The organism is Pseudomonas sp. AB6, assembly GCF_034314105.1.
GTDB lineage: Bacteria > Pseudomonadota > Gammaproteobacteria > Pseudomonadales > Pseudomonadaceae > Aquipseudomonas.
In genome coordinates, this window is sequence record NZ_JAVIWJ010000001.1 from 278,746 (window position 1) to 293,724 (window position 14,979).

Here is a 14,979-nt window from a genome sequence, read left to right on the forward strand (position 1 = left end):
AATGTAGTCAGCATTTCCCTTGACAGGGGGGGTAAAGCCGCCTAGCTTTGGCATTTATGCATACGTATGCATTCCACCCTTCTTTGCACGTGATTGCCGTCCATGCCGCTCAGTCAATGAATGCGGTGGACCTTGCCGCGTAGGCGCAGGGCCGAATGAAACTAACAATAAATATAAGACGAGGAAACCTATGCAAAACCCATCACTGGCAGGCAATCCTGTAGTGCCCATGGAGCAGGAAGAGCAACACCTGCTGCGAAAAGTAGCGTGGCGACTGGTCCCGCTGATTATGACCTGCTTCGTTGTGGCGTATTTTGACCGCGTCAATATCAGCTTCGCAAAGCTGCAGATGCAGTCAGAGTTGGGACTGAGTGATGCTGCCTACGGATTGGGCGCCAGCATGTTCTTCATTGGCTATCTGCTGTTTGAGATTCCCAGCAACCTGATTCTGGTGCGGGTCGGCGCGCGTCGATGGATTGCACGGATCATGGTCACCTGGGGCACGGCGTCGGCGGCGATGATGTTCGTCCACACCGAAGCCATGTTCTACGTGCTGCGGTTTCTACTGGGTGTGTTAGAGGCGGGTTTTGTTCCCGGCGTCATGTACTTTTTCATGCAGTGGTTTCCCGCCAAGCAGCGGGGTCGAATCAACTCGTTCTTCTTCGGCGCGAGCGCCTTGTCCGGAATTCTGGGCGGACCGCTGGCGGGCGGCATCATGAAGTACCTGAACGGCATGCACGGACTGTCGGGCTGGCAGTGGTTGTTCCTCCTCGAAGGCATCCCGTCGGTCGTTCTCGGCATTGTAGTTTTGTGTGTGCTCGATGATCGAATAGAAGATGCAAAATGGCTTAAACTTTCCGAAAAAACCATGCTGTCTGACCTTCTCCGTCGTGAGCATAAGGTGCACTCATCGCATTCGTTCAAGGATGCGTTGCGTAACCCTATTACCTACATGCTGTCGCTCATTTACTTGGGCTTGTGTGCGGGCATCTACGGGATTTTTTTCTGGATGCCGCAGTTAGTCAGAACCGCTGGCAACGCGGACCCGCTCGAGATCGGCATCATCACCATGCTGCCGTACTTCGCCGCCCTTATAGGTATTGTGCTCATTGGCCGAAGTTCGGACCGGACGGGTGAGCGGCGCTGGCACTTGGTAGGCTGTGTGCTCGCCGGGCTGCTGGGTTATGTGGTGTGCGCCACCTTCGGCGATAACACGGTGCTGCTGGTCATTGGCCTTAGCATTGCAACGACAGGTCTGATTTCGTCCTTTGCGCTGTTCTGGGTATATCCGCCTCGTGTGCTGACCGGTGTAGCGGCCGCGGGGGGGATCGCGCTTATCAATTCCATCGGGCAGCTCGGCGGTGTTTTCGCGCCTTATATGGTCGGCAGGGTCAAAGACTTGACCGGCAGCGCCTCCATGGGTTTGTACGCTATCGCAGCCGTGTGCGGTGTGGCTGCTTTGTTGATCGCGTGGGGATTGCCACGTGACATTCACTTTATTGAATCAAAGGAGACATCTGATGCGTCCTAACAGAGTGCTCGAATGTTGGGCCGACGGTCGTGCTGCAGTATCCGGTTGGTTGGCCATCGGCAATAGCTACAGTGCGGAAATTGTCGGATGGAGCGGGGTGGATTGCGTCACCGTGGACCTGCAACATGGCATGACCGACGTCCAACAAATGATCGGCATGTTGCAGGCCATCTCGGCAACACCGGCGACGCCGTTTGTCAGGGTGGGCTCGTGTGATGCGACGATCATGATGAAGGCGCTCGATGCTGGCGCTTATGGGCTGATTTGCCCCATGGTGGACAACGCGGGGCAAGCGCAGGAATTTGTCAGCGCGACCCACTATCCGCCCCTTGGATTGCGCAGCTTCGGCCCAACGCGCGGCCTGCTTTACGGCGGCCCGGATTATTTTCAGCACGCCGATCAAACCATCGTCCGGCTCGCCATGATCGAGACGCTGCCGGGCCTGGAGGCGGTGAAAGAGATCCTGGCGGTCGACGGCTTGCAAGGCATCTTTATCGGTCCTGCCGACCTGGGTTTAGCCTTAGGTAAAGGGCCGGTTGGGGACCCTGTCGATCCTCAGGTACTCGAAGCCATTGAGCTCTGCCGAAAAGCGGCGGTAGAGGCCGGAAAGTACATCGGTATTTTTTGCACCTCGGGCGCCGTCGCCGCACGTTATGTGGCACAAGGTTTCCATTTTGTTGTGCCTAATCACGACGCCAACCTGCTCAAGGCAGCCATGACGACGGAAGTAAAGGCCGCCAGAGGCTGATTTCGCGCTGAAGGCTATTCCTCACGGGGCGTTGATTATCCCGGTGAGGCATTAGAAGCAATGAAGTGCTGGTCATTCCCTTGACCAGATGCTGCGAATCTCAACGATGCACTTCAATCATTATTCCGCAATACCGGCGTAAGGCACATCTTTGTGGCCATAGCGGCGGACGCGGATATTGGCTTGTTCTCCGTGTCCGGAAAAGCCTTCCAGCGCGCACAAACGAGAGCAATACGACCCGATCATTGCCGAGGCTTCGTCATTCATTATTTTCTGATACGTACAGGTCTTTAGAAACTTCCCGACCCACAATCCACCGGTATAACGCGCCGCCTTTTTGGTCGGTAGCGTGTGGTTAGTGCCGATAACTTTGTCGCCAAACGCCACGTTAGTACGCGGGCCCAAGAACAGCGCGCCGTAGTTGCGCATGTTCGCCAAGAACCAGTCTGGGTCCTTGGTCATCACCTGCACGTGCTCAAATGCCAGCTTGTTGGCGATGTCCAACATCTCTTCGTCACTGTCCGCAACGATGATCTCACCAAAATTCTCCCACGCTTTACGGGCGATGGGCGCAGTCGGCAAAATCGCCAACAGCCGCTCAATATGAGCCATGGTGTCGAGGGCCAGCGAATGTGAGGTGGTCAACAGAATGGCGGGGGAGTCCGGCCCGTGCTCCGCCTGCCCCAACAGATCCGTCGCACAAATCTCCCCATCGACGCTCTCGTCAGCGATTACCAACGTTTCGGTTGGTCCGGCAAACAGATCAATCCCCACGCGGCCAAACAGCTGACGCTTAGCCTCAGCCACAAACGCATTGCCCGGTCCGACCAGAATATCCACAGGGGATATGGTCTCAGTGCCGATCGCCATCGCACCAATCGCCTGAATACCCCCAAGGCAATAGATCTCATCAGCCCCCGCCATGTGCTGGGCGGCGACGATGGCGTGGGCTGGTTTGCCGTTGAATGGCGGCGCAGCAGTAATGATGCGCGGGACACCGGCTACCTTTGCGGTGATGACGGACATATGGGCAGACGCCAGCAAAGGATATTTCCCACCAGGCACATAACACCCCGCCGCGTTTACCGGCAGATTTTTGTGACCAAGAATAACGCCTGGCAGGGTCTCAACTTCAATGTCGTGGATGCTGTCGCGCTGGTGCTGTGCGAAATTTCGTACCTGAGTTTGGGCAAACTCAATGTCAGCGATGTCTCGTTTGGTCAGTTGTGAATAACACGCCTCAATTTCGGTAGTCGTTAACCGATAGCTGTCACGCTCCATTTTATCGAACTTGAACGCGAGCTCTCTCACCGCCGCGTCGCCGCGCGCCTCAATGTCGGCCAGTATAGTTTCAACTGTTTCACGAACCTGCCGGTCAGCCGATTTAACAGCCTCGATCCCCACGCTTCTCTTCAGCCAATTCGCCATGGTGCTCTCCAGAACTTATTTTTTACGAGTGATTGCATACGTATGCAATTTATCATAAAAGACTGTTGGGTAGTTTGGAAAGGGGTACATGGGTACGATGACGTAATTGTCGTCGAGCAGGATTTAACATTCATGGCTGAAACCATTCGCCGCCCCGTCACTGCGCACGATGTAGCGAGGCTGGCGGGCGTCTCTCAATCTGCGGTGTCACGCACCTACACCAAAGGCGCAAGCGTGGGGCAGAAGACTCGGGAGAAGGTCGAGGCGGCATCGGCAGCACTGGGTTATCGGCCTAACCTGGTGGCTCGGTCCCTCATCACTCGTCGTTCGAACCTTATCGGCGTCGTGGTACCCAGCCTGGAAAATCCGTTTTATTCCAATGTGCTTGAAGCGTTGTCCAAGGCATTTGAAGTTTCTGGATACGGTGTGTTGCTATTTTCCACAGCCGGTAAAGATGACTCCGATCCCGTACTAGAAGAAGTGCTGCGCCATCGGGTAGACGCGCTCATTCTGGTGTCTTCTAGCCTGTCGTCGCATTTCGCGCAAGAGTGCAAACAAATCGGTCTTCCGGTCGTGCTACTCAACCGAAAAAACGACAGCCTGGCGGTGTCCAGCGTGACCAGTGACAACGCTGAAGGGGGAGCGGTCATTGCTGATTTTCTGGTTGCATCGGGCCATAAATCGCTGGCCTTCATCGCCGGCATTAATGGCTCCTCAACCAGTCGAGACCGCGAGCACAGCTTTACAAAACGGCTTGAGGAACACGGGTATAAAGCACCGTTGCGAGAAGTAGGTGACTACACGTTTCAGGGTGCAATGGACGCTACGCGGCGGCTTATCGCCCGCGAAAATCGCCCCGACGGAATCTTTTGTGCAAATGATTTAATGGCCATCGCCGCCATTAACGTGATTGAGCGAGAGTATGGGCTGATCCCAGGGCGAGATATCTCGGTCATAGGTTTCGACAACATCGCCATGGCAGCCTGGCCAGCAGTCGCGCTGACGACTTATCGTCAACCTCTCGACCAATTCGTCCAAAACGCCGTCGACATTATCGAAGCGCAATTGACCAACCGCGCCACACCCGCGATACAAAAAGTACTCGCTGGGCACCTGATCGTTCGGGGAAGTGCGCGGTTGCCGGAGACAGGGTTTGCTGAGGTTGATGGCGAGCGGGTATGGCGGGCGACAGTATAAACCTGCTACTGAGCCGTCCACCCACCATCGATCTTGAGCGACGTACCGGTCACCATTCGCGAAGCCGGCCCCGCAAGATAAAGGGCCGCGCCAACGATGTCTTCCATCTGCGCCATGCGCCCCAGGGGGATTTTTGAGACAAAGCTTTCAATGGCGCCTGGTGCGCTGGCGATTTTTCGGATCATCGGCGTATCCACAAACGTTGGGCAAATCGTGTTGACCCTGATATTGCGGCTTGCAAATTCAATGGCCATTGCTTTGGTCAAACCCTCAACCGCGTGTTTGGTCATGCAATAGGCCGTCCGGTTGGCTGCACCCACATGGCCCATTTGCGAAGACACGTTGATCACCGAACCGCTCTCATTACCCGTGCGCTCCAGCATCTTCGCCACAGCCGCCTGCGCCACTACATAACACGCCCGGATGTTCAGATTCAGCATCTCGTCCAGGTGCTCATCTCGCATTTCCAACATCGGTTCTGGGTAATTGGTGCCTGCGTTGTTCACCAGAATGTCGAGGCTGGGCAGGGCATTGATCATCGCCCTAATGGCCGCGCTGTCCGTCACGTCACATACCACCGTGCGCGCCTGGCCGCCAGCCAGGCAAATCAACTCTGCGACCTCAATCAGCCTGGATTCCGTTCTTCCGACCAGCACCACACCAGCACCCGCAGCACTCAACGTCTGAGCGATACCCGCTCCAATGCCCCCTCCCGCGCCGGTAATAAGTGCTGTTTTACCGTCCAGACGAAAGGACGGCATTCCAAAAAAATCGCTCGACACAACCATGATGACCTCAGTTTTGCATTCGTATGCAATCGATCATATAGAGTTTGGCAGATGAATGAAAAGGTTGAGGAGGTGAGGTTGGTTTGATTGTATTTGACTAAGCAAGACGGATCAGGGAGGGCTTGAGTGCAATCAACTGATTCAGAAATGCCTGCATGCAACAGCTACCAAACGGGCTTTCGCTTTAACCAATCAGTCACCCACAAAAAAGCCCGCTTTCGCGGGCTTCTCGTCTATCTCATACAAGCCGGTAGAGACCTGTACTTACTGCTATTTGGTGCCCCGAGGGAGACTCGAACTCCCACTCCTTTCGAAAACGGATTTTGAATCCGCCGCGTCTACCAATTCCGCCATCAGGGCTTGCTGGCGGCGGAGTATAGAGATGAGGCTACCGTTGGTCAACAACTGTTTCTTGGTGAATTTTAGCTATTTCCGCTAGACTCTACGGCCCTGCTAAACGAACCCCATCATGCGCGTTGCTGACTTTACCTTCAAACTCCCGAATTCCCTGATCGCTCGCCATCCTCTGGCTGAGCGTCGTGGCAGTCGTTTATTGACCCTGGACGGGGTTAGCGGCGCGCTGGCTCATCGACAATTCACTGATTTGCTGGAGCATTTGCGCCCTGGCGACTTGATGGTGTTCAACAATACCCGGGTGATTCCGGCGAGGTTGTTTGGGCAGAAGGCGTCTGGGGGCAAGCTGGAGATTCTGATCGAGCGCGTGCTGGACAGCCGCCGGGTGTTGGCACATGTGCGGTCGAGCAAATCGCCCAAGCCAGGTTCGAAGATTTTGATCGACGGTGGTGGCGAGGCTGAGATGCTGGTGCGACACGACACACTGTTCGAGCTGCAGTTTGCCGAGGACGTGTTGCCGTTGCTGGACCGCGTCGGCCACATGCCGCTGCCACCTTATATAGATCGTCCGGACGAAGACGCCGACCGTGAGCGTTATCAGACTGTCTATGCCCAGCGCTCTGGCGCGGTGGCTGCACCGACTGCCGGGCTGCATTTTGATCAGCCGCTGATGGATGCGATTGCACAGAAGGGCGTTTCAACCGCGTTTGTCACCTTGCACGTCGGCGCGGGTACGTTTCAGCCGGTGCGCGTCGAGCGGCTCGAAGACCATCTTATGCACAGCGAATGGCTGGAAGTCAGCCAGGACGTGGTGGACGCCGTCGCCGCCTGTCGTTTGCGCGGTGGTCGTGTCATTGCGGTGGGTACTACCAGCGTGCGCTCGCTGGAAAGCGCTGCGCGGGATGGTGTGTTGAAACCGTTTAGCGGCGACACCGATATCTTCATTTTCCCTGGCCGGCCGTTTCATGTGGTCGATGCCTTGGTTACCAACTTTCATTTACCGGAATCCACGCTGTTGATGCTGGTTTCGGCATTCGCTGGCTACCCCGAAACCATGGCAGCCTATGCAGCGGCGGTGGAGCATGGGTACCGCTTCTTTAGTTACGGGGATGCGATGTTTATTACGCGTAATCCCGCGCCGACCGCTCCACAGGAATCGGAATCGGCCCCAGAGGATCAAGCATGAGTCGCACCAGTCGTATGTCTTTCGAATTGCTGGCCACTGATGGCAAAGCGCGTCGAGGTCGGATTACCTTTCCACGGGGCGTGGTTGAAACGCCCGCGTTTATGCCGGTCGGCACCTACGGCACGGTGAAGGGCATGCTGCCTCGGGACATCGTGGCCACTGGTGCGCAGATGATTCTGGGTAATACGTTCCACTTGTGGTTGCGCCCTGGCACTGAAGTCATCAAGCGTCACGGTGACTTGCACGACTTCATGCAATGGAGCGGCCCGATCCTGACTGACTCCGGCGGTTTTCAGGTGTTCAGCTTGGGTGCCATGCGCAAGATCAAGGAGGAGGGCGTGACCTTCGCCTCTCCAGTGGATGGCGCCAAGGTGTTCATGGGGCCGGAAGAGTCAATGCAGGTCCAGCGTGATCTGGGTTCGGACATCGTGATGATTTTCGACGAATGCACGCCGTATCCGGCCGACGAAGATGTTGCGCGGATCTCCATGGAACTGTCCTTGCGCTGGGCCAAACGCTCAAAAATTGCCCATGGCGAGAACACCGCTGCGCTGTTTGGCATCGTCCAGGGCGGCATGCACCAGGATTTGCGCATGCGCTCCCTTGAAGGCCTGGATGAGATTGGCTTTGACGGCTTGGCCATCGGCGGTCTGTCTGTGGGTGAGCCCAAGCACGAGATGATCAAGGTGCTGGACTACCTGCCGGGAATGATGCCGGCTGACAAACCTCGTTACTTGATGGGCGTGGGCAAGCCTGAAGACTTGGTTGAAGGTGTGCGCCGCGGTATCGATATGTTCGATTGCGTGATGCCCACCCGCAACGCGCGCAACGGTCATTTGTTCATTGATACCGGCGTGCTGAAAATTCGCAATGCGTTCCATCGTCATGACGATTCGTCGTTGGATCCGACCTGCGATTGCTACACCTGCCAGAACTTCTCTCGCGCCTATTTGCACCACTTGGATAAGTGCGGAGAAATGCTGGGAAGTATGCTCAATACCATTCATAACTTGCGGCATTACCAAGTGCTTATGGCTGGTTTGCGCGAGGCTATTCAACAGGGTACATTGGCCGCCTTTGTGGATGCCTTCTATGCCAAACGCGGGCTGCCAACGCCGCCGTTGGATTGATTGAATACCGATTTTTTGCTGATTTCTAAAAATTTTGTAATTGGAGTGCTAAATGAGCTTTTTTATCCCTTCCGCGTTTGCGGACGCTGCTGCACCTGCCGGTCCTGCTGGTTCGGGTTTTGAATGGATTTTCTTGGTCGGCTTTTTGGTCATCTTCTATCTGATGATCTGGCGCCCACAGTCCAAGCGTGCCAAAGAACAGAAAAACCTGCTGGGTAACTTGCAGAAAGGCGACGAAGTAGTCACCTCTGGCGGCATCGCTGGCAAGATCAACAAAGTCACCGATGATTTCGTGGTTATTGAAGTGTCCGACACGGTTGAACTGAAAATCCAGAAAGGCGCCATCGCCGCCACGCTGCCCAAAGGCACCTTGAAAGCGATCTAAGATTCAGTCTTTTACCAATCGACGGGGCGCGCAAGGCGCCCCGCGTTATAAGCGGGCGGCGTGATGCTGAACAAATACCCTCTGTGGAAATACATACTGATCCTGGCAGTGCTGGTGGTCGGTGTTATTTATTCCGCACCCAATCTCTATCCTGACGATCCGGCTATTCAAATCAGCGGCGCGAGCACTGCGCTTCAGGTGAACCAGGCTGACCTGGACCGAGTGAGCAAAGCGCTCGTCGACGCAGGTATTACGGTCAAAGGCGCGTCTCTGGCTGAGAATGGCAAGGCCGGTTTGTTACGTTTGAGCAAGCAAGAAGACCAGTTGCCTGCCAAGGATGTGGTACGCAAGGCGCTGGGTGATGACTATGTCGTTGCGCTAAACCTGGCTCGGACCACGCCTAAATGGTTGCGCGGCCTGGGTGCAAGCCCGATGAAAATGGGTTTGGACTTGTCTGGCGGTGTTCACTTCCTGTTGGAAGTCGATATGGATAAAGCGCTGGAGGCGCGCCTGAAAGTTTATGACGGCGAAGTCAAAACCTTATTGCGCAAAGAGCGTTTGCGTTACCGCACTCTGCCGTCGGTGGGTGGCGGCATCATGCTTGGGTTTGCTGATGCAGATACTCGCTCGCAGGCCAGTGCGCTGATCCGCAAGAACAACAACGATTTCACCATGACCACCAGCGAGCGCGGCGATCAGTTCGTGCTGCGCTTGGCGATGACGCCGGCGAAAATTGCCGAGATCCGCGAATACTCGATCAAGCAGAACTTGACCACGGTGCGTAACCGGGTCAACGAACTGGGTGTTGCCGAGCCACTGGTTCAACGTCAAGGCGCCAACCGCATTGTGGTTGAGCTGCCGGGCGTGCAAGACACCGCTGAAGCCAAGCGTATCTTGGGCAAGACGGCCAACCTTGAATTCCGGCTTGGCGCAGGTCCCGACGATTCGAAAGCCTCTACCGAGATGTTCGAGTTCCGTGAAGGCGGTCGCCCTGCGGCGCCGGTTGAGCGTGGTTTGATCATTACCGGTGACCAGGTTACTGACGCCAAGGCCGGTTTCGACGAACACGGTCGCCCGCAAGTGAACATCAAACTTGATGGTCACGGCGGTGATCTGATGAGTCGTGCGACCCGTAGTAATGTGGGTCGCAGCATGGCGGTCATCTTTATCGAGCAGAAGCCTACAACGACCTACACCAAGCAAATGGTCAATGGCGTCGAGAAAGACGTACCGACTCAGACGTTCACTGAAGAGAAGAAAATCATCAGTCTGGCAACCATCCAGTCGCCGTTGGGCAGCCAGTTCCGTATCACTGGCCTGAACGGTCAGGGTGAGGCTTCCGAGTTGGCGCTGCTGCTGCGTGCCGGTGGTTTGGCTGCGCCGATGTACTTCGCTGAAGAACGGACTATTGGTCCGAGCTTGGGCGCAGACAACATTACCAAGGGTATCCATGCGTCGCTGTGGGGCATGCTGTTTGTGTCGCTGTTCATTATTGCGATCTACCGTTTCTTCGGTCTGATTGCTACGGTTGCACTGTCTGTGAACATGGTGCTGCTGCTGGCATTGATGTCCTTGCTGGGTGCCACGCTGACCCTGCCAGGTATTGCCGGTATTGTGCTGACCATGGGTATGGCGGTCGACGCCAACGTGCTGATCTTCTCGCGAATACGTGAAGAAATCGCTGGGGGCATGACCATACAGCGCGCGATCAACGAAGGCTTCGGCCGCGCATTCACTGCGATCCTCGATGCCAACCTGACAACGCTGCTGGTTGGCGGCATTCTCTTTGCGATGGGCACTGGCCCAGTCAAAGGCTTTGCGGTGACCATGTCGCTCGGGATCTTTACCTCGATGTTTACGGCCATCATGGTGACCCGCGCAATGGTCAACCTGATCTATGGCGGACGTGACTTCAAGAAGTTATGGATTTAAGGGGCTGCCATGTTACGTACCATTAACTTTATGGGCGTTCGCAATATTGCGTTCGCTGTCACCATGCTCCTTACGGCGCTGGCGTTGTTCAGCTTCTTTCATAAAGGCCTGAACTACGGTTTGGACTTTACCGGCGGTACGCTCATCGAGCTGACTTACGAACGTGCGGCAGACTTGCCGAAGGTACGTCAGGAGTTGGAGACTGCGGGTTATCACGAAGCAGTGGTTCAAAGCTTTGGCGCAACGACGGATTTGCTGGTGCGTATGCCAGGTGAAGATCCGCAGTTGGGCAATCAGGTTGCTGCAGTGCTGCGCCAGACCGGCGCGGACAACCCGGTGACCGTCAAGCGCGTAGAGTTCGTGGGCCCCCAAGTGGGTTCTGAGCTTCGCGACCAAGGCGGCCTCGGCATGCTGATGGCGTTGGGTGGCGTTCTGATCTACCTGGCCTTCCGCTTCCAGTGGAAGTTTGCCATCGGCGCCATCGTCTCCTTGATTCATGACGTGGTGGTTACCGTGGGCATCCTGTCGTTCTTCCAGGTAACGTTTGACTTGACCGTGCTCGCCGCCGTACTGGCAATTATCGGCTACTCACTGAACGACACCATTGTGGTCTTCGACCGGGTTCGGGAAAACTTCCGAATCCTGCGTAAAGCGACTCTGATTGAGAATATCAATATCTCCACCACTCAGACCCTGTTGCGGACCATGGCGACGTCGATTTCGACATTGTTAGCCATTACTGCCCTGTGGGTGTTTGGTGGCGATAGCCTGCACGGTTTCTCGGTTGCACTGTTCATCGGTGTATTAGCGGGTACGTACTCATCGATCTATATCGCCAACGTCGTTCTGATCTGGCTGAACCTCACCACCGAAGACCTGATTCCTCCCGTCGTTGCGGACAGGGCTGATGATCGTCCGTAAGTAATGCTGGTTTGACCGTAAGGGCGTGAGTGTTGAACTCACGCCCTTTTTTGTACTCCAAGGCTAGGATGGCGTGAGACTTTTCTTTTGATAAGCGCCGCGTATTAGTGCCAGGAGGTTCAAGTGAACAAGTCGTTGTTAATTGGTGCGGTGTTGGGCGCTGTCGGCGTGACCGCCGGAGGTGCTATCGCCACCTATAGCTTGGTCAAAGGCGGCCCTGAGTATGCGGATGTGTTGGGTGTTCAGCCTATCAAAGAGCAAGTAAAAACCCCGCGAGAGGTTTGTAAAGAGGTGGCTGTCACTCGTCAGGCGCCGGTTAAGGATCAAAATCAAATATTGGGCAGTGTGTTGGGTGCTGTGGCGGGTGGTTTGCTCGGTAACCAGGTTGGCGGTGGCAACGGTCGGAAACTTGCCACGGTCGCGGGTGCCGTGGGTGGCGGATATGCGGGTAACCGCGTTCAGGAAGGCATGCAGAATCGCGATACTTACACCACCAATCAAACTCGGTGTAATACCGTTAATGACATTAGCGACAAGGTCGTGGGTTATGACGTGAAGTATCAGTTGAACGGCAAAGTTGGTCAGGTCCGTATGGATCGTGATCCCGGCAATCAAATTCCGGTCAACAAACAAGGCCAATTGATTTTGGGGCAAGGTGGCGCCGCAGCGCAGTAATTATTCAAAAACGGGTTGGCCGTGAAAAAAAGCACCTTCGGGTGCTTTTTTGTATTTGGTCGCGCAATAAAACAGATCTAGTGATGTAAAAAAACCGGCAAATGCCGGTTTTTATGAGAGCCGTGAGGCTTAGCGCTTCAGCGAGGCAGGTAAGTGCGGTGCGATTGAAGTTAGCACGGCTTTGAAACACTTGGTGTTGCCGGCAACGATGTGGCCTTTTTCAAGGAAGTCGTGGCCGCCAGTGAAGTCGCTCACCAAGCCGCCTGCTTCTTGAATCAGCAGCGCGCCTGCCGCCATGTCCCATTCAGACAGGCCCGACTCCCAGAACGCATCGAAACGACCGGCCGCTACATAAGCGAGGTCGAGACTGGCGGCGCCTGCGCGACGGATACCGGCAGTTTGACCTACCAGGCTGCGGAACATGCCCAAGTAGTTTTCCAAGTTGTCCATTTGACCATCACGGAATGGGAATCCGGTACCCAGCAGGGCGCCCTCCAGACTTTTTCGCTGGCTCACACGCAAGCGACGACCGTTAAGGGCGGCACCACGGCCACGGCTCGCGGTGAATTCTTCTTGGCGAACTGGGTCCAGAACCACTGCATGCTCAAGGCGACCGCGATATTTACAAGCGATGCTGACCGCAAAATGCGGCACGCCTCTTACGAAGTTGGTAGTGCCATCAAGGGGGTCGATGATCCACAAGTATTCGGTACCGTCACCGCTGCCTTCATGCAGGCCGCTTTCTTCGCCCAGAATGCCGTGGGTCGGATAAGCTTTTCGCAGGGCGGTAATAATACTCAGTTCGGCAGCGCGATCAATTTCGGTGACGTAATCCTTCGCTTCTTTTTCGTCGACCTTGATGGTATCCAAGCGCTCGATGGAGCGGAAAATCAATTCACTGGCGCTGCGGGCGGCGCGCAGCGCGATATTCAGCATGGGCTGCATGGACGTTTCACCTAGGTCGTTAAAGAAAGCCGAACATTGTAGGGGCACCGACTGATTATTTCCAGCGCGCATAGCGTCCATAGCGTTAATCGAGGGGGTTCTGTAAGATTTGCTCCCCTTTCTCCCGTCTGTGAGAACTTGCATTGCTGCAAAATATTCGTGTCGTCCTGGTCGGTACCAGTCACCCCGGTAACATTGGTGGGGCTGCGCGTGCCATGAAAAACATGGGGCTTTCACGCTTGGTGCTGGTCGATCCGCTGGATTTCCCTTCCCACGAGGCCGAAGCGCGTGCGTCCGGTGCCAGCGATGTTCTTGCGAACGCCCAAGTGGTGGCGACGTTAGAAGATGCCTTGGTGGGCTGCAATCTGGTGTTGGGCACCAGTGCTCGTGACCGCAGGATTCCCTGGCCGCTGCTTGATCCGCGTGAATGCGGGGTAATGGCTGCAGAACAGGCGGCTGACGGTGCTGAAATCGCATTGGTGTTCGGTCGTGAATACGCCGGGCTGACCAATGAAGAGCTGCAGCGATGTCATTATCATGTGCATATCCCGTCTGATCCCGAGTTTAGTTCGCTGAATCTTGGCGCGGCGGTGCAGGTGCTGTGCTATGAAGTGCGGATGTCGTGGCTCGCGGCCCAAGGTAAACCGACAAAAATTGAGAAGGTGGAAGTCACCTCCACCCGTAGCTCCGAGCCTGTGACCATGGATGAGATGGAGCTGTTTTACGGTCATCTTGAGGCAACTCTGGTCGCTATTGGTTTTCTCGATCCGGAAAACCCGCGTCACCTCATGGCTCGCATGCGCCGCTTGTTCGGGCGCAGCGCCGTTTACCGATCAGAAATGAATATTTTACGCGGCATCCTCACCGAGACGCAGAAAGTGGCGCGCGGCGAGCCTCATAAGCGCAAGGGCCAATGATGTTCAACCGTCTGCGAGAAGATATTCAGAGCGTATTCCATCGAGACCCTGCTGCACGCAATGCGTTCGAGGTGCTGACGTGCTATCCCGGCATGCACGCCATCTGGCTGCATCGACTTTCACGCTGCTTGTGGAATTTGGGTTGGAAATGGCTGGCGCGGATGGTTTCTAATTTCGGGCGTTGGATGACGGGGATCGAGATTCATCCAGGGGCAACCATCGGCCGGCGTCTCTTCATAGATCATGGAATGGGCATCGTGATCGGCGAAACCGCTGAAATCGGGGATGACGTTACGTTGTACCAAGGCGTGACTTTGGGCGGCACCAGCTGGAACAAGGGTAAGCGTCACCCGACATTAGAAGCGGGTGTCGTCGTCGGTGCCGGTGCCAAAGTGCTGGGGCCCTTCACGGTCGGCGCAGGCGCAAAGGTCGGCTCCAATGCTGTGGTCACCAAGGCAGTACCGGCGGGTGCCACAGCGGTCGGCATTCCGGGGCGGATCATTATCAAGACCGATGAAGAGGTAGATGCCAAGCGCAAAGCCATCGCTGAAAAGCTCGGTTTCGACGCCTATGGAATCAGTGAAGACATGCCGGACCCAGTCGCGAAAGCAATTGGCCAACTGCTCGATCACATTCAGGCCGTCGATGCACGCCTTGAAAGTATGGGCGAGGCGCTTAATAAGCTGGGCTGCGATTACAGCTCCAAGGAGCTGCCCGCCCTGCGCGATGAGGTCTTTGAGTGCGTGAAAGACTGCAGCGAAACTAAAGTTGGCTAAGGGCGAGCTCCTGACGCTCATAGACCTAAGGTGCGTGCCAGCGCGCCTAGGCATTTGCTATGATGC

14 protein-coding genes and 1 tRNA gene are annotated in these 14,979 nt (G+C 55.7%); 11 read left to right on the forward strand and 4 right to left on the reverse strand.

Features of this window, described 5'->3' with window-relative positions:
- Window positions 1–190 precede the first annotated feature (190 nt).
- Together RGW60_RS01375 and RGW60_RS01380 are read left to right on the forward strand one after the other, a co-directional pair.
- Window positions 191–1,531 (forward strand): MFS transporter, encoded by a 1,341-nt coding sequence (locus tag RGW60_RS01375; RefSeq protein WP_322201440.1) that lies wholly within the window; start codon window positions 191–193, stop codon window positions 1,529–1,531.
- On the forward strand, window positions 1,521–2,279 hold the full coding sequence (locus RGW60_RS01380; protein WP_322201442.1) for an HpcH/HpaI aldolase family protein: 759 nt from the start codon (window positions 1,521–1,523) through the stop codon (window positions 2,277–2,279). The genes RGW60_RS01375 and RGW60_RS01380 overlap by 11 nt, the downstream gene beginning before the upstream one ends.
- A gap of 120 nt (window positions 2,280–2,399) precedes the next feature.
- Here the strand turns inward: RGW60_RS01380 and hisD are convergent, their stop codons facing one another.
- A complete protein-coding gene (hisD, locus tag RGW60_RS01385) occupies window positions 2,400–3,707 on the reverse strand; it encodes a histidinol dehydrogenase (protein ID WP_322201444.1) in 1,308 nt (435 codons plus the stop codon).
- A gap of 132 nt (window positions 3,708–3,839) precedes the next feature.
- On the opposite strand from hisD, the gene RGW60_RS01390 reads away from it, so the two are divergent.
- A complete protein-coding gene (locus tag RGW60_RS01390; protein WP_322201446.1) occupies window positions 3,840–4,904 on the forward strand; it encodes a LacI family DNA-binding transcriptional regulator in 1,065 nt (354 codons plus the stop codon).
- A 5-nt stretch (window positions 4,905–4,909) separates the two neighbouring features.
- Here RGW60_RS01390 and RGW60_RS01395 read toward each other — a convergent pair whose 3' ends face one another.
- Together RGW60_RS01395 and RGW60_RS01400 are read right to left on the reverse strand one after the other, a co-directional pair.
- On the reverse strand, window positions 4,910–5,692 hold the full coding sequence (locus RGW60_RS01395; RefSeq protein WP_322201448.1) for an SDR family NAD(P)-dependent oxidoreductase: 783 nt from the start codon (window positions 5,690–5,692) through the stop codon (window positions 4,910–4,912).
- A 275-nt stretch (window positions 5,693–5,967) separates the two neighbouring features.
- Window positions 5,968–6,052: transfer RNA gene (locus tag RGW60_RS01400), tRNA-Leu, on the reverse strand.
- Window positions 6,053–6,161: 109 nt separating this feature from the next.
- Here RGW60_RS01400 and queA point away from each other — a divergent pair.
- The 6 genes from queA (at window position 6,162) to RGW60_RS01430 (ending at window position 12,275) form a co-directional block, all read left to right on the forward strand.
- Entirely contained in the window at window positions 6,162–7,232 is a 1,071-nt protein-coding gene (gene queA, locus RGW60_RS01405; RefSeq protein WP_322201450.1) for a tRNA preQ1(34) S-adenosylmethionine ribosyltransferase-isomerase QueA, read from the forward strand.
- 14 nt (window positions 7,233–7,246) lie between these two features.
- On the forward strand, window positions 7,247–8,362 hold the full coding sequence (tgt, locus tag RGW60_RS01410) for a tRNA guanosine(34) transglycosylase Tgt (protein WP_322170764.1): 1,116 nt from the start codon (window positions 7,247–7,249) through the stop codon (window positions 8,360–8,362).
- A 52-nt stretch (window positions 8,363–8,414) separates the two neighbouring features.
- Complete coding sequence (yajC, locus tag RGW60_RS01415) at window positions 8,415–8,747, forward strand: preprotein translocase subunit YajC (RefSeq protein ID WP_322201452.1); 333 nt, start codon at window positions 8,415–8,417, stop codon at window positions 8,745–8,747.
- A 63-nt stretch (window positions 8,748–8,810) separates the two neighbouring features.
- Window positions 8,811–10,679 (forward strand): protein translocase subunit SecD, encoded by a 1,869-nt coding sequence (secD, locus tag RGW60_RS01420; protein WP_322201454.1) that lies wholly within the window; start codon window positions 8,811–8,813, stop codon window positions 10,677–10,679.
- 9 nt (window positions 10,680–10,688) lie between these two features.
- Window positions 10,689–11,600, forward strand: coding sequence for a protein translocase subunit SecF (gene secF, locus RGW60_RS01425; protein ID WP_322201456.1), 912 nt, complete (start codon window positions 10,689–10,691; stop codon window positions 11,598–11,600).
- A 123-nt stretch (window positions 11,601–11,723) separates the two neighbouring features.
- Window positions 11,724–12,275 (forward strand): glycine zipper 2TM domain-containing protein, encoded by a 552-nt coding sequence (locus tag RGW60_RS01430; RefSeq protein WP_322201458.1) that lies wholly within the window; start codon window positions 11,724–11,726, stop codon window positions 12,273–12,275.
- A 129-nt stretch (window positions 12,276–12,404) separates the two neighbouring features.
- On the opposite strand, the gene suhB is transcribed toward RGW60_RS01430, so the two are convergent.
- Window positions 12,405–13,220 (reverse strand): inositol-phosphate phosphatase, encoded by an 816-nt coding sequence (gene suhB, locus RGW60_RS01435; RefSeq protein ID WP_322201460.1) that lies wholly within the window; start codon window positions 13,218–13,220, stop codon window positions 12,405–12,407.
- Between the two features lie 143 nt (window positions 13,221–13,363).
- Between suhB and trmJ the strand changes: the two genes are divergently transcribed.
- Entirely contained in the window at window positions 13,364–14,137 is a 774-nt protein-coding gene (gene trmJ / locus RGW60_RS01440) for a tRNA (cytosine(32)/uridine(32)-2'-O)-methyltransferase TrmJ (protein WP_322201462.1), read from the forward strand.
- The gene (cysE, locus tag RGW60_RS01445; RefSeq protein WP_322201464.1) at window positions 14,137–14,913 is read left to right on the forward strand and encodes a serine O-acetyltransferase; all 777 of its coding nucleotides are present in this window, start codon (window positions 14,137–14,139) and stop codon (window positions 14,911–14,913) included. Before trmJ ends, cysE begins: the two co-directional genes overlap by 1 nt.
- The last annotated feature ends 66 nt before the right edge of the window (window positions 14,914–14,979 follow it).